Origin of the sequence: Bacillus sp. UMB0893, from assembly GCF_002858905.1 — a bacterium.
GTDB lineage: Bacteria > Bacillota > Bacilli > Bacillales > Bacillaceae > Bacillus_P.
Map to the genome: position 1 here is coordinate 167,373 of NZ_PKLB01000007.1, position 26,774 is coordinate 194,146.

A 26,774-nucleotide genomic window follows, 5' to 3' on the forward strand; every position below is an offset into this window, starting at 1 on the left:
ATTTTACAGAGTTTCAGGCAGAAATATTTATGATCAATGAATGTTCAGCACTGAGGTCTCCAAAGATTAAAGGGCACTAGGCAAAATTTTTGTAAAAAGTCTGGAAAGAGTGGTACGATTTCTCTATCAACTTTCAGGAGATGTGACTGCAATGACAGATACAGTTCTATTAAATCACACAGAAATCAAACCCTATTCTTTCAAACATGAAGTGGTTGTTAAAGAAGGAAGAGCATTGCACAAAATCACATTGGATTTTAAAGTTAAATCATCAGAATACCATGAGATTACAACTCTATTATATAATCAGAATTTTAAAGTGAATGTCCCTGGCGTCAACCTTGCATTTCAAGGCACGATCAGCAACTATATCACGTCCCTTATCAACCTGTATGAAGAAGGTGCAGTTGGCGATTTTCATCTGGAATTAATAGAGGTCTAAACAAAAAGAAAGCCCTAAAACAAGTTTTAGGGCTTTCTTTTTAATTCTTGATCTGCAGCTTTTTTAATACATACTAAGTGCTTTTCTTGTAGCAGGTCCGACGATTCCGTCAACGCTCAGCTTTTTATCTCTTTGGAACTTTCTTACTGCCTGATCCGTATTGTTCCCGAAAATGCCATCTATGCCTTTCGTGCTGTAGCCGCGGGAGGTTAATAGCTGCTGCAGAACCTTTACATCACTTCCGCGGTTGCCTTTTTTAAGATTCTGCCCGGATGAAAATGCAGGTTTTGAAGGAGTACCATTGCTGCCGCTGATTTTATAACCGTTTGCAAGTGCAATGGAATCAAATGTTTTGCCGGATGACGTAATAATGACAGTTGTATTCATATTCACCTGACCGTAAAGCCATTCGACCTCATTGTCATACATTCGAATACAGCCATCACTGATGTACTTTCCAATGGAACTTGGGTTATTATTGCCATGAATGGCGTAAGTCGTTCCCCAAGTTCCCCGTGCATTAATGCCAAGCCAGCGATTGCCCAGAGGATTCCGAGGGTCTCCTCCAGGAATTCCTTTTTTGTAATACGGTCTGTTCACAATCTTGCTAACAATCTTAAACTTTCCTTCAGGCGTATAAGAAGGCTGTCTGCCAGTCGCAACTTTAAAGACGCTTTTCAGTTTGCTGTTTTGATAAAAAGCGAGCTGGTTGTTTGACTTGTTGATGATAATAAAGTCGCTTCCTGCAGCAGAACTTTTGCTGATTCCAGCACCAAAAAACATGACGATGGCAAGAGTGAAGATGAGAAGAATTTTTTTCATTGAGTAACCCCTTTGATGTCAAAATAAAACGCAATTACTTCATCATATGAAGGTTGCTTCAAATTATTTCCAATCGAAAAAAATAAAAATTCAGGAGTGGAATTGTATGAAAAAATGGGCTTTTGTATCTGATTTCGATGGAACGATTTCGAAAAAAGATTTTTATCATCTTGTTTTAGAGAATTATTTTCCAGAAGGAAGGGAGCTGTATAAACAATGGAAGTCTGGAAAGCTGCTTGATATTGATTTTCTAAGTCAAGTTTTTGCATCCATTCATCAGGATGAGGACGCTTTAATTGAGGCGATAAAGCTGCTGCCAATTGATGAACACATCCGGGATTTTATAAAGCTGGTTGAAAAAAACGGCGGGGATTTCTATGTTTTAAGTGCAGGGACGGATTATTACATCCGCCATATTTTGAATGAAATAGGGGCAGAAAATGTAGAAATCTTTTCAAATGAAGGATATTTTCATAGCCGGAATGTACATTTGAAAATTGATAAAGAAGACTGGAAATATTCAGAGCGTTATGGGATTGATAAATCCAAAGTGATCGTAAAGTTAAAAGAAGAGTATGAAACCATTTATTTTTTTGGAGACAGCGAGCCAGATTCACATCCGGCTGTTTATGCAGACGTTACTTTTGCAAAGGATGCACTGTGTGAGCTGTTAGAAGAGAAGGGGATCAAATATATCGGTGTGAACAATTTTAAGGATGTAGAAGCCTATTTGCGCGAAAAGGGAAGACTGATGTAAGATTCTTTGAAAAGAAGTGAGATACGCTGTATAATGTGTTACTTCTTGGGTGCCAGAGATATACTAAAAAGAAGGAGCTGACGTCATGATAACTCAAGAGGTAAAAAAAACAGTCTTTACAGCAAAAAACGGTGAGCAGGTGACTTTGCGGAAAGTAAGAGAAGAAGATGCACAGGACATCATCGAAGCTGTAAAAAGCATCATTGATTCTGGCGCTTACATACAAAAAGAGCGACCAAGAACCATTCAAGAAGAAATAGATTTTATTTCAGATATGAAAGAAAAAAATAATCTTTATCTTGGCGTTGAACTTAAAGGGAAAATAGTGGGGATTGCCAGAGTGATTCGCGGCGAGCTGGAGATGAAAAAGCATACAGGACTTTTTCGGACATGGCTTGGCGATTCAGCTCAAGGACTGGGAATTGGAAAAGAACTGATGAGCGCCACATTAGAATGGTGCCGCACAAACAGTCTTCACAAACTATGCTTAACTGTGTTTGCTTCAAATGAAGTTGCGCTGAAACTGTATAAGAAGTACGGTTTTGTCGTTGAAGGAATACAGCGGGAACAAGCCGTACTGAACGGGAAGTTTGATGATGAAATCCACATGGCATACTTCTTTTCAAACACATTAGACAATAATTCCCATTAAATCTTTTCTTTTCAATCATGGATTTCAGGGTATAATAAAAGAGCACAACAACAACTCCTTTAAAACGTTGCTTTTCCCATTACAGGGAAGAGCTTTTTTTCGTTTGGGTGGGAATTTCTACATAAATAAACGTGATAATGGAAAAAATAACCTCAAACAGGTGAGAATGAGGTGTGTTTATGGCATACATTTTGTCGGTTGGAAAGAGCATACCGCCTAATAAGCTGCCCCAAGAGGCGACAGTTGAATTTGCAAAGGAACTGTTTGAAGGTACTTTTAAAGATATAAACAGACTGCTGCCTGCGTTTAAAAATGGCGATATTGAAAGCAGACAGTTCGTTAAAAATCTTGAATGGTATACTGCTCAGCATTCTTTTGAAGATAAAAATAATACCTATATAGAAGCAGCTGTAGCACTCGGCAGTGACGCGATCGTAAACTGTTTGACTGCGAAGAATTTTTTGAAAAGAGACATTGCATTTGAAGAAATTGATGTGATTTTTTTTATTTCAAGCACAGGCATTTCCACACCCAGCATTGATGCAAAAATTATGAATCAATTACCGTTTAGAGAGTCAACAAAGAGGGTTCCAATTTGGGGTCTTGGCTGCGCAGGGGGAGCTTCAGGTCTAGCAAGAGCTCATGATTACTGCAAGGCATATCCGCAGTCTAAGGTGCTTGTCGTTTGCGTTGAATTATGCAGCCTTACGTTTCAGCATGACGATCTTTCGAAAAGCAACTTCATCGGCACCTCATTGTTTGCTGATGGTGTAGCTTGCACACTTCTGGCTGGTGAAGATGTTCTTTTGGATGACATTTCTGCACTCATAAACGTACCAAAAACACGCTCTACGAGATCAACTTTCATGAAAGATTCCGAAGAGGTCATGGGGTGGGACATTAAAAACAACGGTTTTTATGTTATTTTTTCCAGAGATATTCCAAGTATTATAAAAAATTGGCTCAGGGAGACTGTTGAAAGGTATCTGGAAGAAGAACAAGTTCCCCTCAGCGAAATAAAGCACTTTTTAGCCCATCCAGGCGGCAAAAAAGTGCTTCAGGCATACCAGGCCAGTCTCGGATTTGAAGAAAGCCAGCTGGAAGTTTCCAAAAACGTTTTGAGAAATCATGGAAATATGTCATCTGCAACCGTTATGTATGTCATCGAGCAATATTTAACCAGCACGCTTGCAGATGATTCTGATTTAGGAATCATAGCAGCCCTCGGGCCAGGCTTTTGCTCTGAGCTTTTACTGGTCGAGTGGGAGAAGGTAGCATGATCTTTTATATTTTTCTTGTCATTATCATTCTTCAAAGACTGACTGAATTATTTATTGCGAAGCGAAACGAAGCATATATGAAAACAATGGGGGGAGAAGAATACGGACAAAAACATTACCCTATAATTGTAGCTGTGCATATCCTGTTTCTATTTTCCTTAATGATTGAAGTGATTGTTTTTAATAAGGAAGTTTCACCGCTATGGCTGGTAATTCTGCCGATTATCGCAATTACCCAAATCATTAGATACTGGGCCGTTTTCAGCCTCGGATCAAATTGGAATACGAAAATCATAATCGTACCGAATCTTGAAGTCGTTGCAAAAGGTCCATACAAATTTATGAGGCATCCAAACTATTTGGTTGTCGCTGTAGAAATTCTCTTTTTGCCAGTTTTATTTCAAGCATATGCCACGGCCATACTATTTACAGTCCTCAATGCCGTGATCATGGCCATCCGTATTCCAGCAGAAGAAAAAGCATTGCTGCAGCATACAGATTATGAAGAATTGTTTATGACTAAAAGAAGGTTTCTTCCCAGAAAAGAGTAATTGCGAGATAAACATCATCCAGCTACGGTGCCTAGCTCACTGTGAAAAAGACAATTTCCCGGAAAAGGCAAAAAGCGCCTTCCCCGTGAAATTCCTATTTTCTTTGCGAGCTGACCAGGGCGCTTTCGCTTTTGTTGTTGAAAATGATTTTCATTCGTGATACACTTTCGTTAAGAATCATTCTCATCGAAAAGGTTGTGTGAGACAATGACAATGTTTTTCTTATTAGGAACCGTCTTAGCCTACAGCTTGTTAATTGGTTACATACTTAAAAAAGTAAATACTTCAGCTTGAATAAATCCGCTGCCTATAAGGCAGTTTTTTTTGTATTTTCATCATGGCTCATGTCTATACTTAGAATGCTCACGAAAAGCAAGGATTGATGTTTTTAGTGAAGAGTAAGATCCCACCGCTGCACCGCCATAAAAAAACCCCATAAATATGCCTGCTGATAAATGATGGGGATGGCTGAATAAAATAGAGATTCCAAGTCCCAGAAGCCCGGCTATGGTCGGAACAAACTTTCCAGGTATATGGAACAGGATTTTTAATAGCTGGGTTACTATCAATACTGTTGGAACAGCAATGACAGCATCCCAAATATTTGTATGAATCACAGGAAATTCGGTCATTAGTATCATCCTCGTGTAACCATTTTTTTATAGTATTCAACTATAGATATTTTATATGAGAGAGCTCTGAAAAAAATATGGTATCATCGTTCTATATTGAATGAAATCTTAAGTGAATTTGAAGTTTTAGGAGGAAATGATTTTGATTTCGAACGAAATACATTCTGTCTATCAGCAGCTAATAGAGGCATGGAACAGCCGAAATGCCCGTGAAATGGCAGATTTATTTACTATGGAAGGCGAGATAATTGGATTTGATGGCAGTCAGGAGATTGGACGGGAGAAGATCTTCTCTCATCTTAGCCACATATTTTCAAATCATCCTACTGCTCCATTTGTAACCAAAGTGAAGAACATTCGTTTCCTCGGTCCTGATGCAGCTGTTTTACGCGCTATTGCAGGAATGGTGCCGCATGGAAAATCAGATCTTAACCCAGATGTAAATACACATCACACTCTAGTTGCCGTTAAAGAGGAGAATAAATGGCTGATCCAGCTTTTTCAGAATACACCTGCAATGTTTCACGGCAGACCTCACTTAGTAGAAGAAATGACAGAAGAGCTGAGACAATTGCTTTCGTAATGAACGGTGTCGATGGCAGAGACCTTATCGAATACTCATAGTTAAGCATGTTACCTTTATATTAGGTGACATTTTTTTATATCATTTTATTTTGAAATCAAATCGATTGACAAAAAAACAAATCTCAGATATTATTATCTCGAATTAAAGATTTTTAATTTAAAGATTCATAAATTATTGTTTTAATTTTACAATTTAAATCAATAATAAAATGTCTCTAATTTAAAAAAAAGAAAGGTGAAATGACAAAATGGCAAAAGTTTTATACATCACAGCACACCCGCACGACGATACAGCTTCTTTCAGTATGGCTGCAGGAAAAGCATTCCTTGACACATACAAAGAGGTAAATGCAAATGACGAGATCGTACACATCGATCTATATAAAGAAAATATCCCGCATATCGATGCTGACGTATTCAGCGGATGGGGCAAGCTTCAAACAGGAAAAGGCTTTGAAGAGCTTTCTGAAGAAGAAAAAGGCAAAGTAGGCCGTCTATCTGAGCTAAGCGAACAATTTATTTCAGCTGATAAATTTGTTTTCGTAACACCGCTTTGGAACTTCTCATTCCCTCCAGTGATGAAAGCATATCTTGACTCAGTAGCTGTTGCAGGAAAAACATTCAAATACACAGAGCAAGGTCCAGTTGGTTTATTAACTGACAAAAAGGCTCTTCACATTCAAGCTCGCGGCGGCATTTACTCAACAGGCCCGGCAGCTGAAATGGAAATGGGACACCGTTACCTGGGCATCATGATGAATTTCTTCGGAGTTCCATCTTTTGAAGGCTTATTCATCGAAGGTCACGCTGCAATGCCTGACAAAGCTCAAGAAATTAAAGAAAATGGAATTGCACGCGCTAAAGACTTGGCACATACATTCTAAGCAGAAAAGATCTCCAATTGGGGATCTTTTTTTATGGAGTTTTTGGCGTCATTTTATACCTTTTGGAACGTTCAGGTAAGATAATTTTTGAAATAGATGAAGAATTTTGTCAAAACGTCTTTATATTGAGATTTTTGGGCGATATATTGAAAATTTCGGGTATATCCTTCAATTTTGACGATAAATCCCCAGTGTGGTTCATTGGTGTATAATAATTTCCTCAATGAAACTTTCTCTAATAAAAAATCCTCCCAGTATTCCATTTTTATATTAGAATAGGAGAATCAAACAAAAAGGAGATTCTAAACATCTATGAACGGGACAGCACACATGGCCATTGGGGCTGGAACAGGGTTTGTGATCGCAAGCTCAATGCAGACTGATTTTCAGACAACACTTATCTTATCAGGTCTTGGAGGTCTGGCCGCATTGATGCCTGATATTGATATCGATGGTAAATTGAGCAACCGCATCACTTTTTCCCATCGTTTTATTCGTACATTGGCTCAGGTTATTGGTTTTTTAATGATCATGTATAGTTTTTTTCAAGGGAGAGGCAGTGAAATTTGGATTGGAATGGGAGCAGGAGCTGCAATCATTGTCTTTTCTGCTTTTATAAGACAAAGGCACATGCTGACAATGACTGGCTTTGGAGTTCTTGCAGGAGGAATCTCACTTCAGGAAAACTGGCTTATTTTGCTTGGAGTGTTTATCGTGATTGCTTCCTTTGTTCCTCATCGAAGCTATACCCATTCATTGTTAGGCCTTGGTTTTTTTGCAGTGATTGCCTTTCAATTTGAGCAGGCGATTGGATTGGATGGAGCTTTTCTAGTAAGCACTGCGGGTTATGGGAGTCATTTGCTTGCAGATATGAAGATGCTTCCATTTAATCGCAGAGGGGTTAAATACTTTTTGCCTTTTTCATCAAAAGAGCTTTAATGGAGTAAGCTTTGATCATTTTGTGAATAAACATACAAACTATTTGAATACATCAAAAAAATTCGATACAATGAAAGTAAGAAAATTGGAGACCTTATTAAAAGGCCTCTATTTTTTTGCCCAAAAGTGAAGGAGGAATAGGTGTGAATTGCAGAGAAAGTGAATTGCCGGGAATCGGCAGAAAGTTTGAAGTCATCACGAAAACCAATGAGAAAATTGTCATCGTGATTCATGATGATGGAAGAAGAGAGATTTATCATTTTGATAGTGATGATCATGAAGAAAGCATCTCAAGTGTTACATTTAATGATTCTGAAGCAAGACAAATTGCAGCCATTTTGGGCGGCATGGTTTACAAGCCAAAAGCATTGGAGTCCATTGAAATAGCTCTTGATGACCTTGTGATTGAATGGTTCAAAGTCGAGCCTGGTGCTCCTGCAATGAATAAATCCATTTTAGACATTGATATCCGAAACGAGTACGGTGTAACGGTAATCGCTATCATGAAAAAAAATCAGAAAAAGGTATTGAATCCAGGACCGGAAACGATGATTGAAGCTGGTGACACTTTAGTTATTTCAGGAGAAAGAAAGGATTTGAAAGCGTTAATTAAAAATTTATTATCTACTTAAGGGGGAGTATGTATAGATGGATCATTTAGTATTTGAAGTTGGTACAGCATTAGTTTTAGTTGCAATTGCAGCTCTATTGGCAGGTAAGTTTAAATTCTCCATTATCCCATTCCTTATTGTCCTTGGCATGGTGGTAGGGCCTCACGCTCCCAAAATAGGAGTCATTGATTTAACTTTCATAGAGAGTGCCGAAATCATTGAATTTATGGGACGCATGGGTGTGCTATTTCTCCTTTTCTACCTCGGTTTGGAATTTTCTATCGGAAAATTAATAAAATCAGGCAAGTCAATTGTTATTGGGGGTTCAATTTATATCTCAATTAACTTTTCCTTAGGATTGCTATTTGCATTTCTGGCAGGTTTTCCTCTGCTTGAAATTCTGATTATTGCCGGTATTATTACGATTTCTTCAAGCGCGATTGTCGCTAAAGTATTGGTCGATTTAAGAAGAACCGGTAATACGGAAACAGAACTGATTTTGGGAATTATCATGTTTGAGGATATCTTTTTAGCTGTTTATTTATCAGTCATATCAGGCCTCGTTCTTGGAGATGCAACGTCATTTGGCGGAGCGGTAACCTCAATTCTTATTGCCCTCGGGTACATGTTATTGTTCTTCATCGTTGCCCGGAAAGCAACACCAATTCTCAACAAACTATTAAATATTTCATCTGATGAAATATTTATCATCGTCGTTTTTGCATCCCTCTTCTTTGTAGCCGGTTTTTCAGAAACAATCCATGTTGCTGAAGCAATTGGCGCCCTTTTATTAGGTCTTGTGTTTTCAGAAACAGAACACAGCGATCGCATTGAACATTTAGTCGTTCCATTTCGTGATTTCTTTGGAGCTCTCTTTTTCTTCAGCTTTGGCTTAAGCATTGATCCGTTTTCATTGGGTGGAGCTGTATGGCTTGCTTTAGGTGCCGTTGTGTTAACGATTCTCGGGAATATTACAGCGGGTATGATAGCAGGCAGAAGAGCTGGATTATCTCACAAAGGTTCATTAAACATTGGCTTGACCATCGTTTCCCGCGGTGAATTTTCAATCATCATGGCTAACTTAGGAATAGCAGGCGGATTAATGCCGATTTTAAAACCATTCTCCGCATTATATGTTTTAATATTAGCGATTCTCGGACCGTTGTTAACAAAAGAATCGAAAGCAATTTACAATGTCCTTAATAAAATCTTTAAATGGAAAGTTCCGAAGAATACCATTCAAAAGGTGAAACAGCCGGAAAATTAAATTGTTTTGATAAACAGTACGAAATGAATCGGAGTTGTCATTGCGGCAGCTTCTTTTAATATCAAGGCTTTTATCAAAACGTTTTTTGCTTTTAAAATAATGATTAATCCTTAAGTGGATTGCAGCGGAAATCCACGGGTAAAATTTATAACTATAACAACATTCATGCGAAAACATCTAAAGACGGGCAGGTTGAAGATAATACATCAAAAATCCAGTCCAACTATTAAAAAAGAGTCATTCTTTTTCAAAAATGTGATTATATGAGCGAAAACCATGATCCAATTATCAAAAAGATCGGTTTCATTATCAAACTCCTATTTACGTCCATTTTTAGCCATTTTGATAACAGAAAATGGAATGATAATGGTATAATTGTAAATATTTTGACGGAATGATAGGGGGCAGCAGGATGGAATCGGTGATTAACTATTATACAGGCTTTGCTGAAAGAGAGTGGACGCGGCTAGACCGTGAGCCATTAGAATTTATTGTGAACTTCCATTACATAAAACACTATTTGCCAGAGAACGCACACATTTTGGATAATGGTGCTGGACCTGGAAAATACTCCATGGCACTTGCCAAAAATGGGTATCAAATCACCCTTTCAGATGTAACTCCAAAGCTTGTTGCTCTAGCAGAAGAAAAAGCGAAGGAGCTTAATCTCTCCAATCAATTTAATGGTTTTTACACAGCAGATGCAGCAAATCTGACTCTATTTCCAGATGCAGCATTCGATGCCGCCCTTATGATGGGCCCTCTTTATCATTTGCAGACAGATGAAGCGAGGCATAAAGCGGTAAAAGAGCTTAACCGGATCACTAAAAAAGATGGGTATGTTTTTGTCGCTTTCAGATCCAGGTCTCATCATATGTATGCTTCTCTTCAAACGCCAGACAATTGGAGACCAAATGATTCAATTGAATCAATCCGTACTTTTTTAGAAACAGGAATTTTTAACCATCAAGAAAAAGGGCGATTTACAGGAGCCTACTTCTATAACGTAGAAGACATTTGTCCTTTCATGGAATCGAATGGGTTTCAAACAAGCAAATTGATTGGTTCAACCGGTCTCGGTGCAGCGTTGAATGAGAGCAGCTGGAACCTGTGGCGTGAGAAAGGGGACTCTGAATTAAACAAACTGACCGAGCTTCTGATCGAGACAGCAAAGGATCCTTATCTGCTTGGAATTTCTTCACATCTGCTGTATATAGGAAAGAAAATCTAACATTACTTTTTTGAGAAAAAGTAAACATTTAAAAGGGTGACTTGAGCACGATGCCAAGTCACCCTTTTTCCACCTAATTTGTCTGTATAATAATTTCATCATGATCAACGCTGCTGACTCCGTCAGTAAACACGAGTCGAGTAATAAACTTATAGGAAACTCGGGTTGTCAGTAGGCTGCAGGGAGGACCTATTGTAAAAAAAGTTTCAAATTAAGGAAAGAACAATTCACTCATTCAATAATATGATGGGAAAAAGGCAAAAAATCAAGTAAAATAGCAGTATACGCTACACAAAGGGGTTTATGCAATGAGCACGAAAACGTTAAAACATCAATTGCTTCCGCGCACAGCTGCTATTTTTGAAAAAGTGAAAGAAAATACTGCAGCAGGGGATAAAATAAAAGAGCTAATCTATAAAGTTCATAAAGATACGAAGCATATTGCCTTTACAGGACATTTTTCCGCAGGGAAATCTACGATGATCAATACAATTCTGGAAGAAGCGATTTTGCCGACAAGCCCGATTCCGACAAGCGCCAATGTTGTCTTGCTTCAAAAAGGGGAAAAGTCTGTTATTTTGCATGACAGCAGCGGAAATCTTTTGAAACTGGCTGGAGAATATTCTATTCAGCAAGTAAAAGATTACTGCAAGCAAGGCGACGAGATCATCAAAGTGGAAATAAGCGATACATATCAAGCGTTACCTGAAAATGTGGTGATTATGGATACACCTGGCATTGATTCGACAGATGCAGCTCATCGAATGTCAACCGAGTCGACAATGCACCTTGCTGATTTAATTTTTTATGTAACAGACTATAACCACGTTCAATCAGAAGAAAATGTAGCATTTATTAGTGAAATGATACACAAAGGCAAAAATGTATGCCTTATTGTGAATCAAATTGACAAACATCGTGAAGAAGAAGTTTCTTTTTCTCATTTTAAATCACAGATTGAAATGACATTTGGAGGGGCAGGGCTTTTAAGGAATCATATCTTTTATACATCTCTGATTGATTCAAAAAACCCTCTCAATCAGCTGGAAACGGTTAAAAAGCTAATCCGTGAAACAATTAAGCAAGATCATCTCGTGTTAGATAATGCGCAGGTAACTCTGAAATCATTGGCAGATGAATATTTGCAGTGGAAAGAGGATGACCTGGAGATAAAAGATATTCACGCAGATGAATTAATCCAGCAATTGAAAGAGGTACAAACAAAAAAAGAAATATCATCTGCTGCGCTTCAAGCCTTATTAAGGACAGTAAGCGGTGCTATTTTTGAAATGAAAGAGCAGCTGCAATATATTTTGAAGAATGCAAATCTCATCCCTTTTGAGACAAGATCAAAAGCGGAATTATTCATAGCTGCGTCCCAGCCTGACTTTAAAGTCGGCCTTTTCTTCTCAAAAGCAAAAACGGCTGAGGAACGCCTAAAACGGGAGACTGAGCTGTTTGTGGAATTGACAGACCATTTGCAGTCGCAAGTCACGTGGCATCTTTCTGAGCTTATGAAGAAGAAAATCACTGAATATGAAATTCATGATTCTGTTCTATTAAACAAAATACATTCATTTAAAGTTGAGATAAAACCCCAGCTGCTGCAGGAATCCCTTCAAAAGGGGGCTACAGTCAATTCTCAATATACACTTACATACTCAAATGATTTAAGCGAAGCTGTGAAAAAAGAATGCAAACAGCAGATACTGCCATTGCTGGAGGAAATTGAACTTCAATTAAAAAACAAGAGCGGAGATCAAATCGGGAATCTTGAAAATGAGGTACAAGAAGCGAATCAACAGCTTGAGGAAATGAATGAAATGTATCATAAGCTGATCTCTTTCGAACAAGTTAAGAATGACTTATATGAAATAATGGATCCTCAAAGCTCGACTGATATCAGTCTTTCAGATTGGATGGCTGAAAATCCAATGATGGAACCGGTTGAAGGCGTACTTGAAAACCTGCAGCCTATTTTAACTGTAGATGCAAAAAAAATTGAAGAGCAATCGGCAGCTGTACAGGAAGTTGACCATACTTTCTTTTCAAAGCAGCTAAAGAAAGCCTCAGAAATAGTGGAACATATTCCTGGCTTTAATATGCTGTCATCATCTCTTTTGGAAAAAGCTCATTCCCTGGGGAATCAGACATTTACAGTTGCTTTATTCGGGGCATTCAGCGCAGGTAAGTCTTCTTTTGCAAATGCCCTTCTTGGAGAAAAATTATTACCATCTTCTCCGACGCCGACAACAGCTACAATCAATAAAATAGTACCGGTTACAGCTGATAAGCCGCACGGTTTAATTGAAGTTAAATTCAAATCAGAAGCAGGGCTATTGCAGGAAATTGCCGATCTCTTTTCAATTGAAGCTGCATCTGCAGGGACTGCTCTATCTGAGTTGGAGAAGCTGTCTGGTGCAAATGAAAGACTGAAATCACTATTGCCTCTTTATATTAGCGCACTCAGAGATTTTCCATCTTTCAGCGGAACAACAAAAGTGGTGGACCGGGCGGAATATAAAGAATTTGTGGCAAACGAAGAGAAAGCCTGTACGGTAGAAGAAGTCATCATCTACTTTGACAGCCCGCTGACACGAAATGGTATAACCATTGTTGATACGCCAGGAGCAGACTCGTTTAATTCGAGACACACGGAAGTAGCCTTTGATTACATTAAAAATGCAGATGCCATCCTTTTTGTCACGTATTACAACCATCCTTTTTCAAAAGGGGACCGCGAATTTTTAAAGCAGCTTGGAAGAGTTAAAGATACATTTGCAATGGATAAAATGTTCTTTGTTATTAACGCAATTGATCTAGCAGAAAGCAAAGAAGAAATCGAGATGGTAAAAGATTATATTACAGGACAGCTGTTGACGCATGAGATTCGAAATCCGCGCTTGTATGGAATTTCAAGTATGATGGAACTGGAAAAAACGTCTGATCCAAGCACGTCAGAATTTTATGTGTTTCAAGATGACTTTATGCACTATATAAATAATGATCTATCTGCCTCAATGATCATGTCAGCCAAAGTGGAATTGTCCATTGCACAGCAGCAGCTGCAATCCATTCTGGATGCAGCGGATGATGATCTGGAAAAAAGACAGATTGAAAAAGAGAAACTCGCAAAAGAACGGACAGAGATTGTTTCAATGCTCAGTTCGCAGCTTCATGAGCTTGAACAAAAACAAGTCCTGCAGGAAATAAAAGAGCAGCTTTTCTATGTGAAACAACGGACTTTGCTCAGGTTCCCAGATTTATTTAAAGAAGCGTTTCATCCTGGTGCTTTTGCAGGTGCAACTAGGCAGACAAAAGAAATTCTTGAGAACTGTCTTCAAGACTTGCTTGTTTCTCTTCAGTTTCATCTGGTTCAGGAGCTTCAAGCGACGACATTGCGGCTTGAAAAATACAGTCATATATTGCTTAACGACGTCTTCAAACGTCATTCCAAAGAAATGGCATTAGTGAATATCCAGCTTCGTACAGTACTGCCTGACCTTGCTTCGTTTGAAACTCCGAAGCTGTATGTGGCTTTAAAAGAAATGAATACCAGTGAAATCCGGCAGCCGCTGAAAAAGTTTAAAAATACGAAATCATTTTTCGAGAAGAATGAGAAGAAAAACATGAGCGATGACCTGCAGATAAAGCTTGATCAGCCCATTACTGATATTTTATCTGCTCATGAAAATCAATTCGGTGAATATTACTGCGGCTTATTCATGAAAGAATGCAGAATGCTTATTCAAAACCTGACCAATCAAGCAGAAAATTTTTACGAAGCATTGCTTTCAGCCTATTCAATCGAAGATTTGACCCGCTATCAAGACGGGAACCAAGCTCTTAAGCAAATTATTATAGAGCTTGGGGAGCGGGATGCTGTATGATGATAAGTAATAAATATCAGGTTTGTGCCACGTGCATTCATTTTCAAAGCACAAGGACAGATCAAAGAATGACCTACCGCTGCAAACGGCTCGGTTTTGAAACAAAGCCTGACTATTCATTTGATTGCTGGACACCAACAGACACCGTGATTAAACTGATGAAAAAAAGAGGAGATCTGCCTAATGACGAACGTACATGAAGAAATATCAGCACACAGTAAAAAACAGCATGCGATTGTATCCAAATTTATAGTGCTTGAAGAAAGAAGAGAAGCTCTTATTGAGCAGGCAATTCAGCAATGCAAGCAATCACAGCCATTTTCTGTGAGCGGCATTAATGCAGTAACAGCTGAAATCAACCAACTTGCAAAACAAGGGATCATTCCAACAAGAAAAATCGTGTCAGATGAAATGGTGCAGGAGTTTGTTGATCGTAAATATAAAAGCTAATAACCAATAAATACTGTGTGTAAGCTGGAACCCTTTTCGGAAAAACTAATTCATAACACAACTGAAAAGAGGTGCTTACGAATGGGCAAAACAAAAAGCGGAAATGCAAATGCACAGCGAAATAATAATGCCAAAAAGAAAAATGGTTTTAATGAAGAATTCGCTTCTTATGCAGAGAATGAAGTGAAGAAAATGAACAGCAAAAAAAACGAAGAGTTTAAATAAGTTTTTCCCCAAGATGGCCATCGCGTGACGCGAGGGCCTTTTTCATGTTTTTCCCTTACAGCCTTATCCTAAAATTATGGTATGATAGAGGTACTTGAATTTTTTAGATAGGGGTTTTCAATTATATGAATGAAAAACAGCATTTGCTTATCGTCGATGGCATGGCGCTTCTTTTCAGAGCGTTTTATGCAACATCTGTATACGGCAACTTTATGATAAACAGCAAAGGGATTCCTACGAATGCCGTTAATGGTTTCTTAAAACATTTGCTTGCTTCTATTAAACATTTTAATCCAAGTCATGTCATTTGCTGCTGGGATATGGGGAGCAAAACATACCGTTCGGAATTGTTCGATCATTACAAAGCAAATAGACCGGAAGCTCCGGTAGAAATGCTGCCACAATTTGATTTAGCAAAAGAAGTAGTGGCAGCTTTAAATATTCCAAATATTGGACTTGCAGGTTTTGAGGCTGATGATTGCATCGGGACGCTTGCAAAACAATATGGAAATGAAATGAATGTTTCAATCTTAACTGGTGACCGTGATTTGCTTCAATTACTTTGCGAAGGTGTACAAGTCGTCCTTATGCAAAAAGGAATTGGACAGTATAAAATTTATACACATGACTTCTTTACTGAAGAAACTGGCATCCTGCCTGCACATCTTGTTGATGTTAAGGGTCTGATGGGCGACAGCAGTGATAATTATCCTGGCGTTCGCGGAATCGGAGAAAAGACGGCTTATAAGCTGATTGCTAAATACAAATCAATTGAAGTCTTGCTCAGCAGCTTGGAAGAACTGACAAAAGCACAGCGCACCAAAATTGAGCAGGACATCGAAATGCTGCATTTATCAAGAAAGCTTGCTGAAATTTCATGTGATGTTCCAGTAGAATGCAAGCTTGATCAAGCACTGTTAAATGTTGAACATACACGGGCAATTAAGATGATAGAAGAGATTGAACTTAGAGGGCTTCATACGTTTTTATCAGATGCCCTTGCTGTAAGAGAGGCAATGTGACCTCTCTTTTTTTGATTAATAGCCCATATTCCTTTATGATTCTAATTATAAGATTGGAGTGGCGATCATGAAGAAAGCGATGATTATTGGAGCTACTGGTTTGATTGGAAGTGAACTTCTGAGTCTCCTGCTGGAATCAAAGCAGTACGCAGAGGTAAAGGCAATTACACGGAAACCATTAATCCGGGAACATGCTAAATATAAAAATATCGTTACGGATTTCGATCATTTAGCAAAACAGGAAGAAGAATTTGCTGTAGATGAATTGTTTATCTGTTTAGGAACGACAATGAAACAAGCGAAAACAAAGGAAGAGTTCTATAAAGTCGACTATGAATATGTAGTGGAAGCAGCCAAGCTTGCTAAACAGCATGGTGTTGAAAAAGTGCTTGCTGTCTCAGCGATTGGAGCTGATTGTGATTCGCTTTTCTACTATAATCGGGTAAAGGGACAGATGGAAGATGCCCTCAGGAATATGGGACTTCCTTCTGTCATCGTATTCAGGCCATCTTTGCTGCTTGGTGAGAGAGAAGAGTTCCGTTTTGGTGAAAAGATGGGGGAATGGCTCTATAAAGGACTTGGATTTGCTTTTATCGGAAAATTAAAAATGATGAAGCCGATCCATGCGAAAACTGTTGCAAAAGCGATGGTGAAGGAAGCACAAAATAAAGATCCCCTTGTCATTACGTTTCAGTCAGATGAAATTCAGGAGCAGGGCTATTACTAACAAAAATCGTATGGAATTTAATTCTTCCATCGGCTAAAATTAGAGAAGATTATACTTTACACCTAAGGCGGGGTCCCCATTGCTACAAACGAAACAGTCACTAGCTGATTTTTTGCTGCACTTAAAAGGGAAAGGATTTCAGCTGAAGGAAGATGCGCGTGGCTTCATTGAATTCGGCAAGCATTACACAGGTGCAGAGGATGAATTGGTGATTATTGCAATTGAACTAACGTTAAAAGCACAAAAAGAATTTGATGGATCTTTTTTCGTGTCTCTCCTTGAAACGCTGACTAAAGAAAAGGCAGCAACACGGAAGCAGGCAATCCACATTGCACAAAATCTTCATATAATTTAAAAAATCTCGGGAGATTTCCCGAGATTTTTATGATGAAAGCGATTTTTCCCCGCTGTCCAGTTTCCATTCCGCCACAACCATTGCTGACAAAATAAGAAGACAGCCAATTAGCCCAAATGATGTAAGACGCTCACCGATATACAGAAATGCGGTTAGTGCAGCAAAAACAGGCTCTGACGCGTAGATGAGAGCGACTCTTGCAGCAGTTGTATATTGCTGAAGCTTCGTTTGAACAAAAAAAGCGAAGGCAGTAGCAAATAAAGCTGTAATGATAAGAGCAAATAGGACATCGAACGTGAACATGCTTCTGAAATTCTCTTTTACAGTTTGAGCTTCAAACAGTCCAGAAGCGAAAAAACTCAATACGGAAACCGTTGTCAGCTGAACAATCGTAAGCATCCAAGCATCATGATTTCCAGAAAATTTACCAGTGAAAATAATATGCAGGGCAAAAGCAATGGCACAAAACAAAACGAGAAGATCCCCCAAATTCATCGTTGAAAAATCACTTAACGTTAATAGGTATAATCCAGTTGTGCCAAGCGCTGAGGCAAGATAAACCGTTTTCCTTGCACGTTCCTTTAGAAGCCAAATGGATAATAGCGGTACGATAATTACACTCAATCCGGTGATGAATCCAGTTTTTGATGATGTGGTATACAATAAGCCAACAGTCTGAAATCCATATCCTAAAAACAAGAAGCTTCCAAGTGCCATTCCAGCTAAAAGTGTTTCCTTTGATGGCCTGGAACGATTTACCATCAAACAAATTATCGTCAAAATGATTGCAGCGGCAAAAAATCGTATGCCATTAAAAAAGTTGGGCGGCATGATGTGAATGGCTTTTTGAACAATGACAAAGGTAGATCCCCATATAAATGCAACCAGCAGCAGACTGAGATCAGCAATAACAGATTTTTTAATCATCATGATTCGTTTTCTTCATTCATGCGAATGGCTGCTTTCGATAGCTGATCAGCAACACTGTTTTGCTTACTTGGAATCCATTTAATAAAAAATAAGTCAAATTGAGAGGAAAGCACGATCACTTTTTCAAGAAGAGGGATAAAAGCTTGGTTTTTTACATACTCATTCTCAACGGCACGCTGGACAAGCTGTGAATCGGTCCTTACTGATATGATGGAAAAGCCTTTTTCAAGACAAATCTCAAGACCTTTTATCAATGCATGATACTCCGCTTCATGGTTCGTCATCAAACCAAGGGGTATCGAAAGCTGCTCTCCTTTTCCATGACCTTTAATAAAAATGCCAGCTCCAGACGGACCAGGATCTCCTGCACTGGCACCATCGACATAAACTTCTATCAACTTAACTTCAGCTCCTTCTCTTTTGGAAAGGCAGTTTTCGCATTGATTGTTGTTTTTAGTTATAAATATAACCCGTGGATTTCCGCTGCAGGCAACTTGCTTTCCGCTTTGAGGGATGGAGCCTCCTCGGCTATGCCCGTGGGGTCTTCCCATTCTCCTCTATTTCCCGCAGGAGTCAAGTGCCTTCCGCTACAATCCACTAAAGGTTTTAAGCATTTCTCTAAAAGCAACAAACTTTACGATAACAGCCTTTGGAAAACAGCCAGTTGCAGTTCCCATCCAGATGAACAACCAGCTATTGCCGAATAGTTTATAAAATAAAAAAACAATGATAAAATTGATTAACATAAAAAACGAGCCATACAATCATTAACGCTGCAAATAGGAATAACCGAATATGATTATAGCACAGTGAATACATTTGATGGTATGAGCAAAACTAATACATGACAAGCTCAGGACCGTTTGAGGAGTGGGACATGTGAAATATCAAATACAATGGATGTACAGCAGCCCGAAAAAAACGAGCATACTTTTCACCTCTGATGAAACAGACCTTGATTCAGCAATCTCAATCGGGGATGATCTTGAAAAAACAGGCCGGATGAAGTCTCTTGATTTCATTGATTCAAGGGGTACTTCGTGGTCACTAAAAGAATTAAAGAAATTAAAAATAGAAGTAGCTTACGAGCCGACAGAGGTAGAAGCTTATTTCGATGGGAATTATAATAAACAGACGAAAGAAGCAGGCTTAGGAGCCGTTGTTTTTTACACGCTTAATGACAAAAGAACAAGAATGAGATTCAGTGCAAAGGCTGAGGGTGCCGATTCGAATAATGAGGCGGAATATATGGCATTTTTCTATATGGTCCGGCAGCTTGAAGAACTGGGTGTACGTCACCAGGATGTCACCTTTAAAGGAGACTCACAAGTTGTCCTGAAGCAGCTATCAGGAGAATGGCCATGCTATGAAGACGCACATAACAATTGGCTGGATAAAATAGAAGCAGCCCTGAAAAAAATGAAAATACTCCCAGCCTATGTTCCCATATCAAGAAAAGAGAATGAGGAAGCCGATAAGCTTGCATCACAAGGATTAAAGGGGATATCCGTAGCAAGTGAATGGAAATTGGACAGTGATTGATGGAGATGAATGAATTGGAGAAAAAACAAGTTGTTGGAGAAATTGATCAGCTTCTGGACACATATTGTACAGATTGTTTATTGAAAAAAACCTTTCGCAAAGAATACGGAAAAAATTATGCTCACGCTTTTTGCATTGAACAATGTACGGTAGGCCAAATGATTAAAGACTTCGGAAAAAAATTAACATAAAAAATCCGCTGATAAAGAATCAGCGGATTTTTTATTTCTTATTATAATAAATACGGTTCAGGACTTTGCCTCGTTCAGCTGATGCTCACATTGCAGCAGCAGTTCATTCTGGTTGCTCAGAAAGGCTTGGTCAACGCCAGTATCACCTGCAGTCTGATAGAGTGCCTTGGCATCATTCAATGCCTGTTCTGCGTTTTGAATCGCTTCAGGATCCATGCTCATCGTTGCAGAGCCTGTCATTTTTTGCGCTGCCGCAACAGCCATTTCTAATTGTTTTAAGTTATTGAAGCCACTGATAAGACCCGTATGTTTAATCTGATCCATGTTCGTCACCTCCACTACATAGCGTTCGACATCTTTCATAAAATATACATTTGAATCATGAGTCTAAAGAAACAAATTAAATTTTCTGAATATATAATTATTCGTTAAAAAGAAGGAATTTCGTTCCTTATAACAGAAATATGTAGAAAATAAAATAAAATTGAAACTTTTAGACTATACAGACGATAATGAAGGTAAAAGGAGCGGACATGATGAGGACGAATATCAGCATTAATGAAGATGTGAAAAATGCATTTTATGAGATATATGGGGATTTAGACATGCTCATTTTTATGGCGAAAAACGGTAATGTCTTCAATCAATTTGAAGTAACAAGAATTGAAAAGAAGCTTAAACAAAACCTGAAGGCAGTAGAGTATTTAATGATCAGCCAAGATTTAACGAAAGAAAGAGGCTGAGAAAACTCAGCCTCTTTCTTGCATTCGTATATGATCAGATATAAATTACGTTAGTAATTATAATTTCACTACGTTAGCAGCTTGTGGTCCACGGTTGCCTTCTACGATTTCAAAAGAAACTTCCTGGCCTTCTTCTAAAGATTTGTAGCCGTCTCCTTCGATTGCTGAGAAATGTACAAATACATCGTCTCCGCCTTCAACTTCGATAAATCCAAATCCTTTTTCGTTGTTGAACCATTTAACTTTGCCGTTTTGCATAGTACTTTATCCTCCTAATACTGTAGCACAAGGTTTTGCTACCTGGAAATATTTATCACAAAGCAAAATATGTATGCGTAAACAAAAGTTGAAATCACTCTATTTCACAAACTATTCGCCAAATGATGATTATAATATACACTATTGGAAATTTGTCGTCAAGTTACCTATAGATTTTTACTGAAATTTCAGATATTTTTAATATAGGGTGAAATGACTTGAAAAGGGATGTGGAAAACGTGTATAAAACAAGCATTGGAGATATGCAGGTTATTTTTAAAAAAGACCGCAAAATGAGTGAAGAGCGTTTTCTCCTGGCATGCAGACAGCTTGAGGCAATGAAAACCATGCCTCAGTTTGAACGGGAACGGCTCATTATTATTAAGGACGCGCTTCAAAATACGATTATTATTGAGAAAAAGAATACAGAAACATGCACCATCTATCTTCATAGCTACATTCTTCAGGAAGAAATCATCAAACTTGCATAAAAAAACAGTTCTCTTTTATGAGAAATCGATTATAATATGTTTTGTTAACAAATCGGAGAGGGGCAGTACGATGGAACAAAAATCATTTAATATTACAAGTGATTCAGGTATACATGCACGTCCGGCAACTTCACTTGTAAATGCAGTCAACTCATTTACAGCTGATGTAAACCTAAAGGCAAACGGACGCACTGTAAACTTAAAATCAATTATGGGTGTGATGTCACTTGGTATTTCTAAAGGAACAACAGTCGTTGTAACAGCAGAAGGCAGCGATGAAAAAGATGCAATCGAAGCAGTAGAGAGAGTAATCCTTGCTGAACAATTAGGCGAATAATCAGTCAAAAATCTCCTTCATTCAGGGAGATTTTTTTGTTGTATAGGGAAGGCTAGGAACGAATGGAGGCGAGCATATGCATGAAAAAAAAGAGAAAACATCCTACATTGGCAGCGAAGAAGCAGAAGAAGTAAATGAAGCAAATGACAAGATCAACGAAGCATTTTACGACAATGGAGATAAAATGCAAGTACCGTTGTATATGAATAATGAAACGGCAGCGATAACGATTGACAAAGGAAGAAATGGAAATGAGTTTGACAGGGAAGATTAAGATACCTGTGGCCCGCAGGCTGGTGCCTGCGTTTTTTTTTTTGTATTCGCATAGGGAAAATAGGCTGAACGGTCAAAAATAAGTTGTCAGCGCTTATAAAAGGGAAAGGGCAGCTCAGAAAGAAAAAGTGATCAGTCAAACACGAAGTGCGAAAATGCGGGGGGTCACTGATTAACACAGTTTTCGCCAACAGAAAGCCAGTCCACAGTATAACGGACTGGCTTTTTCGCCTTACTTGTTTGAAGTCTTTGATTTCTGATCCTTGTTACGTTTGTTTCCTTTGCTGTTATCACCTGATATGATTTCCTGGCCGAACTCTTCTTGAAAGTGGCCTTTTTTAGGCGAGTTGCCGTTTTCGCTGCCTTTGTTTACTTTTTTTGTCATAAATAGGTCTCCTTTTAAAATGGTGGTAGAGAATCTAGATTATTTGCTTTATTGTGGTCAGGATTGCTTCGAATGTACATTTCTCCGTCTTTTCCTTTAAAGGTGTTTACACCTTCAATAGCACCTCTGTCAATTTCCATGAGTGCTTCTTGATAGGATAATGTTCTTCCGGCAGAGGTTTTAAATGATACTAGATCTCCGTCTCCGTTTTTTTGTGCGGCTACAAAGGATTCTTTCTGCATGATCAGCACCCCTTTCTTGAATAGTGTTTAACAGTTACATTGAAATATTCGTTAGAAAAGGATTTCCGGATGATTTCTAGAAATAAGTAGAGAATGCTAAAATTTGGAGCTGATTGAATATGAAGAATACATATGATTGGGAAAAAGAAGCTGAAAAGAAGTGGGATGAACGCGCTGCATTCTGGAATAAAGGAAGCAAAGAAATGTGGGATTCGGGTAGCAGAAGTTCGATCGTGCCTTTTTTCTCGAAGTACGTGAACCCGGAAGCTGAAGTTATTGATATTGGCTGTGGAGACGGATATGGTTCTTATCTTCTGACGAGAGAGGGGATGAACGTCACTGGAGTTGACCTTTCACCTGAAATGATTAAACTCGCGAAAAAGCATGAAAAACCAGATAAGCTCGAATTTATTCAGGCCAATATGCTGGACCTTCCTTTTGCAGATGCAAAAGCGGATGCGCTGCTGACAATTAACTGTATTGAGTGGACAGAAGATCCATTAGCTGCTTTAAACGAATTAAAACGAGTGGTGAAAAATGATGGCTATTTATGTATCGCCATATTAGGTCCTACAGCTCATCCCCGAACAAACAGCTTTGACAGGCTTTACGGAAAACCTGTGATATGTAATACAATGATGCCTTGGGAGTTTGAAAAAATGGCGCTTGAGAACGGATGGGAACTGGCTGATAGTCAGGGAGTTTACAAACGGGGAGTGACCGAAGATATGATTGGTAAGCTGTCACCTGAATTAAAGCAGTCACTCTCTTTTTTATGGCTGTTTATGCTTCAAAAGAAAGAAGGAGGGAACGTATGAACCGATATTCAATTGAGGAATTCGTGGAGAAGACAGAACAGAAGGACAAAGGACAAGGCTTATTTGAACTTGAAACGGAGCGGCTGCTTGAGATCAATTTAAATGGACAAATATGGGCGAAGGCAGGTGCGATGGTTTCATACAGAGGCCAGATAAAGTATGAGCGTGAAGGAATTCTTGAGCATGGTATTGGTAAATTATTCAAAAAAGCTTTCACAGGTGAAGGCACCTCCTTAATGAAGGCAACAGGCTCGGGAAAGCTCTATTTAGCTGATCAGGGGAAGAAAATATCCATTCTCAATCTGAATGGAGAAACATTATTTGTAAATGGAAATGATTTGCTTGCATTTGAACCCTCGATTTTATGGGATATTAAAATGATGAGAAAAATAGCTGGAATGCTTTCAGGAGGTCTTTTTAATGTGAAGCTTGAAGGCAGAGGAATGATTGCGATAACATCTCATTATGAACCTTTGACGTTAATTGTCAAACAAGGTGACCCTGTTTATACGGATCCAAACGCCACAGTAGCGTGGTCAGGGAGTTTAACACCTGAATTCGTTACCGATATTTCGTTTAAAACATTCTTGGGACGGGGAAGCGGAGAATCCATTCAAATGAAGTTCTCAGGTGAAGGATTTGTTGTTGTCCAGCCATATGAAGAGGTTTACTTCAGAGATACAACAAGTTAATAGATCAGCTCTGGATGTATAGTTGTCTTCTTTCCTGAAAATCCTTCCTCTTGCTATGGTATAATAGGAATATGTTGAAAGGAAGTGCAGAATGAAGAGTAATGCCAGCAAGTTTCAAAATGGTGAATCTGTTCAAATTGTGAAAACAGGTGAAATTGTGACCGTTATGCAATCAAAGTATATAAAAAATATGAATCGCTACTCTTACATTCTTAAGGAATATCCATCTACCTTTTACTTTGAAGAAGAATTAAAAAAAGAACAATAAGAAAAGGATGACTATAAACGCAAACTGCGTTCAATAGGTCATCCTTTGTTTTTTACGCTTGAATCCGCGTCTTTGCTGCTCGTTCTTGTGTAAGCAGCTTGTTTTTTATTTTTTCTGTTTGATGAAACCATCCTGTACAGGACGAGACAATCTCGCGGGTGGAATTCATTTGACATACGGCCATATATGGATAATGATTTTTTGTCCGGAAGCGCAGATCGAAAAATCGAATTTCATATCCAGAGTGGATTGGAATTGCCACAGCATGAACATACTTTGAATTATTTAAGAAGTGCTTTATATTTTTTTCGTTTTTGGCGATAGCAATGATATCAGGATCCTGGTCATTCTTTTCAAAAGAATGAATCCATACGATATTTCTTGAACGCATTTCGCCGACTTGGAATTCAGTCTCTGTTTCAATCACGATGTGCCAGACCGACCAGAGAATAGTAGGAATAATCGTGATTGTTCCATTCGTTTCGGTCTGTTTTTTTACTCGGGTTAAAACTCTTTTTGAACTATAATAACGTTCTATCAAATACAGTCCTATCAAACCATAGACAATCAAAAAAATCATTCCGGGAGACTGGAGCAAGCCCCAAAGAGCAAAGCCTAATAAGTGTAAAAAGATAATCAGCGGGTCAAATAATGGAATAAAGTTAAGCGAAAGCCATTTATTTGTAAAAGGCCTTCCCGCCTGAGTTCCATATACATTAAAAATATCAAACATCACATGCAGAATTACAGCAAGAAAAATCCAGCCTGACAAATGCAGGAAATCCAAGGACGATAGATTCGAATAAAATGGATAAATAAGGGCTGTTAAGAACCCGGTCCACAGAAACCATGCAGGTATGGAGTGAGAGAAGCCGCGATGATGTTCGGTATACATGCCATTTCCTTTAACAATCTTGATGCCATAATCAAAATCTGGCGCATTTGAGCCGAGTACAGTGCCAAACAAGACAGCTGATGCCAGTTCTGGCTGAGCTGAGACCGCAGGATCAAGATATGCAAGACCAGCTAAACCAAATCCCATCGTAATATGTGTGCCTGTATCCATATGTGACCTCCAGGATTTCATTTCCCCTCCATCCTGAAAGCAATGACAGTTTAGTTTATTGTGCTTTTATATATTTATTCTCTTTAAATAGAGAAGCTTCTTTTACGATATCTTCCATTATGGTTAAAGATGAGTTCGGATGATGCAGCTTCTTTATATTCCGTTTCATTCGCTTAAGCTTTTTATCATCTTGCAGGAGTTTGCTGACCGCATCGTATACTTCTTCAGAACGGTTTACAACTAGCGCTGCTTCATTTTCCTGGAAGAATAACGCATTTTCTTTTTCCTGTCCCGGTACAGGCTTATAGAGAATGACAGGAACACCAACTGCAGCAGCTTCGCTGAGTGTGATTCCCCCTGGTTTCGTGACCATGCATGATGCAATCCGGAATAATTCATCTACACGCTCAACATAGCCAAGAAGTTTTAAGTTCTCTTTATTTTTTCCTGAAATGCCTTCAAGACTCTCTTTTAATGCACTGTTGTTTCCGCAAACGACTACTGTCTGCAGGTTTTCATTCTCTATAAACGATTCACACAGCTCTTTTACATTTTTTAATACTCCGTGAGCTCCCGCCATTACGAGCAGAGTTTTCTTCTTTTTGTCTAAATTGTACTTTTCATATATGGCATCTTCATCTAAATTTTCTTCGAATTGTGAGCGGATCGGAATGCCGGTTACTTTTACTGCAGCGGGATGTATTCCGAGACTCATGACTTTCTCTTTTACCCGTTTGCTTGCAACATAATATTTGTCTATGTTTTTATGAACCCATATTTTATGAAGGCAAAAATCTGTTAAAACATTGTAAGTCGGGATAACAATCCCTGTGCGCCTTCTGTATTCAGGCACTACGATGATAGGGAACGTATTAATAATGATGTCAGGCTGTTCTTTTTCAATAAGCTCATGCAGCCTTTTGTTGCCAAGCTTAAAATATAGAGTTAATAGTTTTTTGTTGTAAATTTTATCAACTCCATAATAAAACATACGGTAAAACTGTTTGCCGATTGTAAAGCTTTTTAAATAAAGGTATTGAGTAATCTCTGTAAAGATTGGATTTGATTCTGCATATAAATCCGAGACGACCACTTCTTCAATCCCCAAGTCCTTGCATTGCTTTACTAGTGTTTTTGAAACTTGAACATGTCCATTCCCGTATTTCGCTGTTAAAATCAACACTTTTGGTTTTTTTAACAATGCATTCACCTCAAA

Annotated in this window: 37 protein-coding genes; 27 read left to right on the top strand and 10 right to left on the bottom strand. The window is 38.5% G+C overall.

The genetic code is table 11. The features are described 5' to 3' along the window. Positions 1-151 precede the first annotated feature (151 nt). A complete protein-coding gene (locus CYJ36_RS16275; protein ID WP_101568313.1) occupies positions 152-442 on the top strand; it encodes a DUF3219 family protein in 291 nt (96 codons plus the stop codon). A 63-nt stretch (positions 443-505) separates the two neighbouring features. On the opposite strand, the gene CYJ36_RS16280 is transcribed toward CYJ36_RS16275, so the two are convergent. Then, complete coding sequence (locus CYJ36_RS16280; RefSeq protein ID WP_101568314.1) at positions 506-1,264, bottom strand: L,D-transpeptidase family protein; 759 nt, start codon at positions 1,262-1,264, stop codon at positions 506-508. Between the two features lie 106 nt (positions 1,265-1,370). Here CYJ36_RS16280 and CYJ36_RS16285 point away from each other — a divergent pair, with 106 nt between their 5' ends. From CYJ36_RS16285 to CYJ36_RS16300, 4 genes are all read left to right on the top strand, one after another. After that, positions 1,371-2,021, top strand: coding sequence for an MtnX-like HAD-IB family phosphatase (locus CYJ36_RS16285; protein ID WP_101568315.1), 651 nt, complete (start codon positions 1,371-1,373; stop codon positions 2,019-2,021). A gap of 85 nt (positions 2,022-2,106) precedes the next feature. Further along, positions 2,107-2,673: a GNAT family N-acetyltransferase gene (locus CYJ36_RS16290; RefSeq protein WP_101568316.1), complete on the top strand. Its 567-nt coding sequence runs from the start codon at positions 2,107-2,109 to the stop codon at positions 2,671-2,673. 179 nt (positions 2,674-2,852) lie between these two features. After that, positions 2,853-3,953, top strand: coding sequence for a type III polyketide synthase (locus CYJ36_RS16295; protein WP_101568317.1), 1,101 nt, complete (start codon positions 2,853-2,855; stop codon positions 3,951-3,953). After that, positions 3,950-4,504, top strand: coding sequence for an isoprenylcysteine carboxyl methyltransferase family protein (locus tag CYJ36_RS16300; protein WP_101568318.1), 555 nt, complete (start codon positions 3,950-3,952; stop codon positions 4,502-4,504). The genes CYJ36_RS16295 and CYJ36_RS16300 overlap by 4 nt, the downstream gene beginning before the upstream one ends. 335 nt (positions 4,505-4,839) lie before the next feature. On the opposite strand, the gene CYJ36_RS16310 is transcribed toward CYJ36_RS16300, so the two are convergent. Next, positions 4,840-5,136 (bottom strand): hypothetical protein, encoded by a 297-nt coding sequence (locus tag CYJ36_RS16310; RefSeq protein WP_101568320.1) that lies wholly within the window; start codon positions 5,134-5,136, stop codon positions 4,840-4,842. Between the two features lie 142 nt (positions 5,137-5,278). On the opposite strand from CYJ36_RS16310, the gene CYJ36_RS16315 reads away from it, so the two are divergent. From CYJ36_RS16315 to CYJ36_RS16370, 13 genes are all read left to right on the top strand, one after another. Then, positions 5,279-5,719, top strand: a complete 441-nt coding sequence (locus CYJ36_RS16315) for an SgcJ/EcaC family oxidoreductase (RefSeq protein ID WP_374702818.1) — start codon at positions 5,279-5,281, stop codon at positions 5,717-5,719. Between the two features lie 250 nt (positions 5,720-5,969). Further along, positions 5,970-6,605: an FMN-dependent NADH-azoreductase gene (locus tag CYJ36_RS16320; protein WP_101568322.1), complete on the top strand. Its 636-nt coding sequence runs from the start codon at positions 5,970-5,972 to the stop codon at positions 6,603-6,605. Between the two features lie 312 nt (positions 6,606-6,917). Then, entirely contained in the window at positions 6,918-7,544 is a 627-nt protein-coding gene (locus CYJ36_RS16325) for a metal-dependent hydrolase (protein ID WP_101568323.1), read from the top strand. A gap of 143 nt (positions 7,545-7,687) precedes the next feature. Further along, the gene (locus CYJ36_RS16330; protein WP_101568324.1) at positions 7,688-8,176 is read left to right on the top strand and encodes a cation:proton antiporter regulatory subunit; all 489 of its coding nucleotides are present in this window, start codon (positions 7,688-7,690) and stop codon (positions 8,174-8,176) included. A 16-nt stretch (positions 8,177-8,192) separates the two neighbouring features. Continuing rightward, positions 8,193-9,422: a cation:proton antiporter gene (locus tag CYJ36_RS16335; protein ID WP_101568325.1), complete on the top strand. Its 1,230-nt coding sequence runs from the start codon at positions 8,193-8,195 to the stop codon at positions 9,420-9,422. Positions 9,423-9,834: 412 nt separating this feature from the next. Next, positions 9,835-10,653, top strand: coding sequence for a class I SAM-dependent methyltransferase (locus tag CYJ36_RS16340; RefSeq protein ID WP_101568326.1), 819 nt, complete (start codon positions 9,835-9,837; stop codon positions 10,651-10,653). A 308-nt stretch (positions 10,654-10,961) separates the two neighbouring features. Then, a complete protein-coding gene (locus tag CYJ36_RS16345; protein ID WP_101568327.1) occupies positions 10,962-14,543 on the top strand; it encodes a dynamin family protein in 3,582 nt (1,193 codons plus the stop codon). Further along, positions 14,543-14,743 (top strand): hypothetical protein, encoded by a 201-nt coding sequence (locus CYJ36_RS16350; protein WP_101568491.1) that lies wholly within the window; start codon positions 14,543-14,545, stop codon positions 14,741-14,743. The genes CYJ36_RS16345 and CYJ36_RS16350 overlap by 1 nt, the downstream gene beginning before the upstream one ends. After that, positions 14,727-14,993: a DUF2533 family protein gene (locus tag CYJ36_RS16355; RefSeq protein ID WP_101568328.1), complete on the top strand. Its 267-nt coding sequence runs from the start codon at positions 14,727-14,729 to the stop codon at positions 14,991-14,993. Before CYJ36_RS16350 ends, CYJ36_RS16355 begins: the two co-directional genes overlap by 17 nt. An 81-nt stretch (positions 14,994-15,074) precedes the next feature. Continuing rightward, positions 15,075-15,218, top strand: coding sequence for a hypothetical protein (locus CYJ36_RS23745; RefSeq protein ID WP_180850376.1), 144 nt, complete (start codon positions 15,075-15,077; stop codon positions 15,216-15,218). A 125-nt stretch (positions 15,219-15,343) separates the two neighbouring features. Next, positions 15,344-16,240 (top strand): 5'-3' exonuclease, encoded by an 897-nt coding sequence (locus CYJ36_RS16360; RefSeq protein WP_101568329.1) that lies wholly within the window; start codon positions 15,344-15,346, stop codon positions 16,238-16,240. A 67-nt stretch (positions 16,241-16,307) separates the two neighbouring features. Beyond that, positions 16,308-16,967, top strand: coding sequence for an NAD(P)H-binding protein (locus CYJ36_RS16365; protein ID WP_101568330.1), 660 nt, complete (start codon positions 16,308-16,310; stop codon positions 16,965-16,967). 79 nt (positions 16,968-17,046) lie between these two features. After that, positions 17,047-17,322 (top strand): DUF6123 family protein, encoded by a 276-nt coding sequence (locus CYJ36_RS16370; RefSeq protein ID WP_101568331.1) that lies wholly within the window; start codon positions 17,047-17,049, stop codon positions 17,320-17,322. A gap of 27 nt (positions 17,323-17,349) precedes the next feature. Here CYJ36_RS16370 and CYJ36_RS16375 read toward each other — a convergent pair whose 3' ends face one another. Beyond that, entirely contained in the window at positions 17,350-18,252 is a 903-nt protein-coding gene (locus tag CYJ36_RS16375) for a DMT family transporter (protein WP_308315329.1), read from the bottom strand. Then, positions 18,249-18,650: a reverse transcriptase-like protein gene (locus CYJ36_RS16380; protein WP_101568493.1), complete on the bottom strand. Its 402-nt coding sequence runs from the start codon at positions 18,648-18,650 to the stop codon at positions 18,249-18,251. The genes CYJ36_RS16375 and CYJ36_RS16380 overlap by 4 nt, the downstream gene beginning before the upstream one ends. A gap of 481 nt (positions 18,651-19,131) precedes the next feature. Between CYJ36_RS16380 and CYJ36_RS16385 the strand changes: the two genes are divergently transcribed. Together CYJ36_RS16385 and CYJ36_RS16390 are read left to right on the top strand one after the other, a co-directional pair. Continuing rightward, on the top strand, positions 19,132-19,794 hold the full coding sequence (locus CYJ36_RS16385) for a reverse transcriptase-like protein (RefSeq protein WP_101568332.1): 663 nt from the start codon (positions 19,132-19,134) through the stop codon (positions 19,792-19,794). Positions 19,795-19,808: 14 nt separating this feature from the next. Then, a complete protein-coding gene (locus CYJ36_RS16390; RefSeq protein WP_101568494.1) occupies positions 19,809-19,985 on the top strand; it encodes a zinc-finger domain-containing protein in 177 nt (58 codons plus the stop codon). A 57-nt stretch (positions 19,986-20,042) separates the two neighbouring features. Here CYJ36_RS16390 and CYJ36_RS16395 read toward each other — a convergent pair whose 3' ends face one another. After that, entirely contained in the window at positions 20,043-20,309 is a 267-nt protein-coding gene (locus tag CYJ36_RS16395) for a DUF2564 family protein (protein ID WP_101568333.1), read from the bottom strand. Between the two features lie 212 nt (positions 20,310-20,521). Here CYJ36_RS16395 and CYJ36_RS16400 point away from each other — a divergent pair, with 212 nt between their 5' ends. After that, positions 20,522-20,728: a hypothetical protein gene (locus CYJ36_RS16400; protein ID WP_101568334.1), complete on the top strand. Its 207-nt coding sequence runs from the start codon at positions 20,522-20,524 to the stop codon at positions 20,726-20,728. A gap of 57 nt (positions 20,729-20,785) precedes the next feature. Here CYJ36_RS16400 and cspD read toward each other — a convergent pair whose 3' ends face one another. Next, the gene (gene cspD, locus CYJ36_RS16405) at positions 20,786-20,986 is read right to left on the bottom strand and encodes a cold-shock protein CspD (RefSeq protein ID WP_029280415.1); all 201 of its coding nucleotides are present in this window, start codon (positions 20,984-20,986) and stop codon (positions 20,786-20,788) included. Between the two features lie 218 nt (positions 20,987-21,204). On the opposite strand from cspD, the gene CYJ36_RS16410 reads away from it, so the two are divergent. From CYJ36_RS16410 to CYJ36_RS16420, 3 genes are all read left to right on the top strand, one after another. After that, entirely contained in the window at positions 21,205-21,477 is a 273-nt protein-coding gene (locus CYJ36_RS16410) for a hypothetical protein (RefSeq protein WP_101568335.1), read from the top strand. A gap of 70 nt (positions 21,478-21,547) precedes the next feature. Further along, positions 21,548-21,814 carry a phosphocarrier protein HPr gene (locus CYJ36_RS16415; protein WP_101568336.1) on the top strand — a complete coding sequence of 89 codons (267 nt, stop codon included), beginning with the start codon at positions 21,548-21,550 and terminating at the stop codon, positions 21,812-21,814. Positions 21,815-21,890: 76 nt separating this feature from the next. Next, a complete protein-coding gene (locus CYJ36_RS16420; protein ID WP_101568337.1) occupies positions 21,891-22,088 on the top strand; it encodes a hypothetical protein in 198 nt (65 codons plus the stop codon). A 231-nt stretch (positions 22,089-22,319) separates the two neighbouring features. Here CYJ36_RS16420 and CYJ36_RS23750 read toward each other — a convergent pair whose 3' ends face one another. Both CYJ36_RS23750 and CYJ36_RS16425 read right to left on the bottom strand, forming a co-directional pair. Further along, complete coding sequence (locus CYJ36_RS23750) at positions 22,320-22,472, bottom strand: hypothetical protein (protein WP_180850378.1); 153 nt, start codon at positions 22,470-22,472, stop codon at positions 22,320-22,322. A 14-nt stretch (positions 22,473-22,486) separates the two neighbouring features. Beyond that, positions 22,487-22,714: a DUF3892 domain-containing protein gene (locus tag CYJ36_RS16425; RefSeq protein WP_101568338.1), complete on the bottom strand. Its 228-nt coding sequence runs from the start codon at positions 22,712-22,714 to the stop codon at positions 22,487-22,489. A 119-nt stretch (positions 22,715-22,833) separates the two neighbouring features. Here CYJ36_RS16425 and CYJ36_RS16430 point away from each other — a divergent pair, with 119 nt between their 5' ends. From CYJ36_RS16430 to CYJ36_RS23755, 3 genes are all read left to right on the top strand, one after another. Beyond that, positions 22,834-23,532 (top strand): class I SAM-dependent methyltransferase, encoded by a 699-nt coding sequence (locus CYJ36_RS16430; RefSeq protein ID WP_101568339.1) that lies wholly within the window; start codon positions 22,834-22,836, stop codon positions 23,530-23,532. Further along, positions 23,529-24,224, top strand: coding sequence for an AIM24 family protein (locus tag CYJ36_RS16435; RefSeq protein WP_101568340.1), 696 nt, complete (start codon positions 23,529-23,531; stop codon positions 24,222-24,224). Before CYJ36_RS16430 ends, CYJ36_RS16435 begins: the two co-directional genes overlap by 4 nt. 91 nt (positions 24,225-24,315) lie before the next feature. Further along, positions 24,316-24,492: a hypothetical protein gene (locus tag CYJ36_RS23755; protein WP_180850380.1), complete on the top strand. Its 177-nt coding sequence runs from the start codon at positions 24,316-24,318 to the stop codon at positions 24,490-24,492. A 52-nt stretch (positions 24,493-24,544) separates the two neighbouring features. On the opposite strand, the gene CYJ36_RS16440 is transcribed toward CYJ36_RS23755, so the two are convergent. Together CYJ36_RS16440 and CYJ36_RS16445 are read right to left on the bottom strand one after the other, a co-directional pair. Beyond that, entirely contained in the window at positions 24,545-25,558 is a 1,014-nt protein-coding gene (locus tag CYJ36_RS16440) for a metal-dependent hydrolase (RefSeq protein ID WP_180850382.1), read from the bottom strand. A 55-nt stretch (positions 25,559-25,613) separates the two neighbouring features. Then, positions 25,614-26,759: a diglucosyl diacylglycerol synthase gene (locus CYJ36_RS16445; protein ID WP_101568342.1), complete on the bottom strand. Its 1,146-nt coding sequence runs from the start codon at positions 26,757-26,759 to the stop codon at positions 25,614-25,616. Between the last annotated feature and the right edge of the window lie 15 nt (positions 26,760-26,774).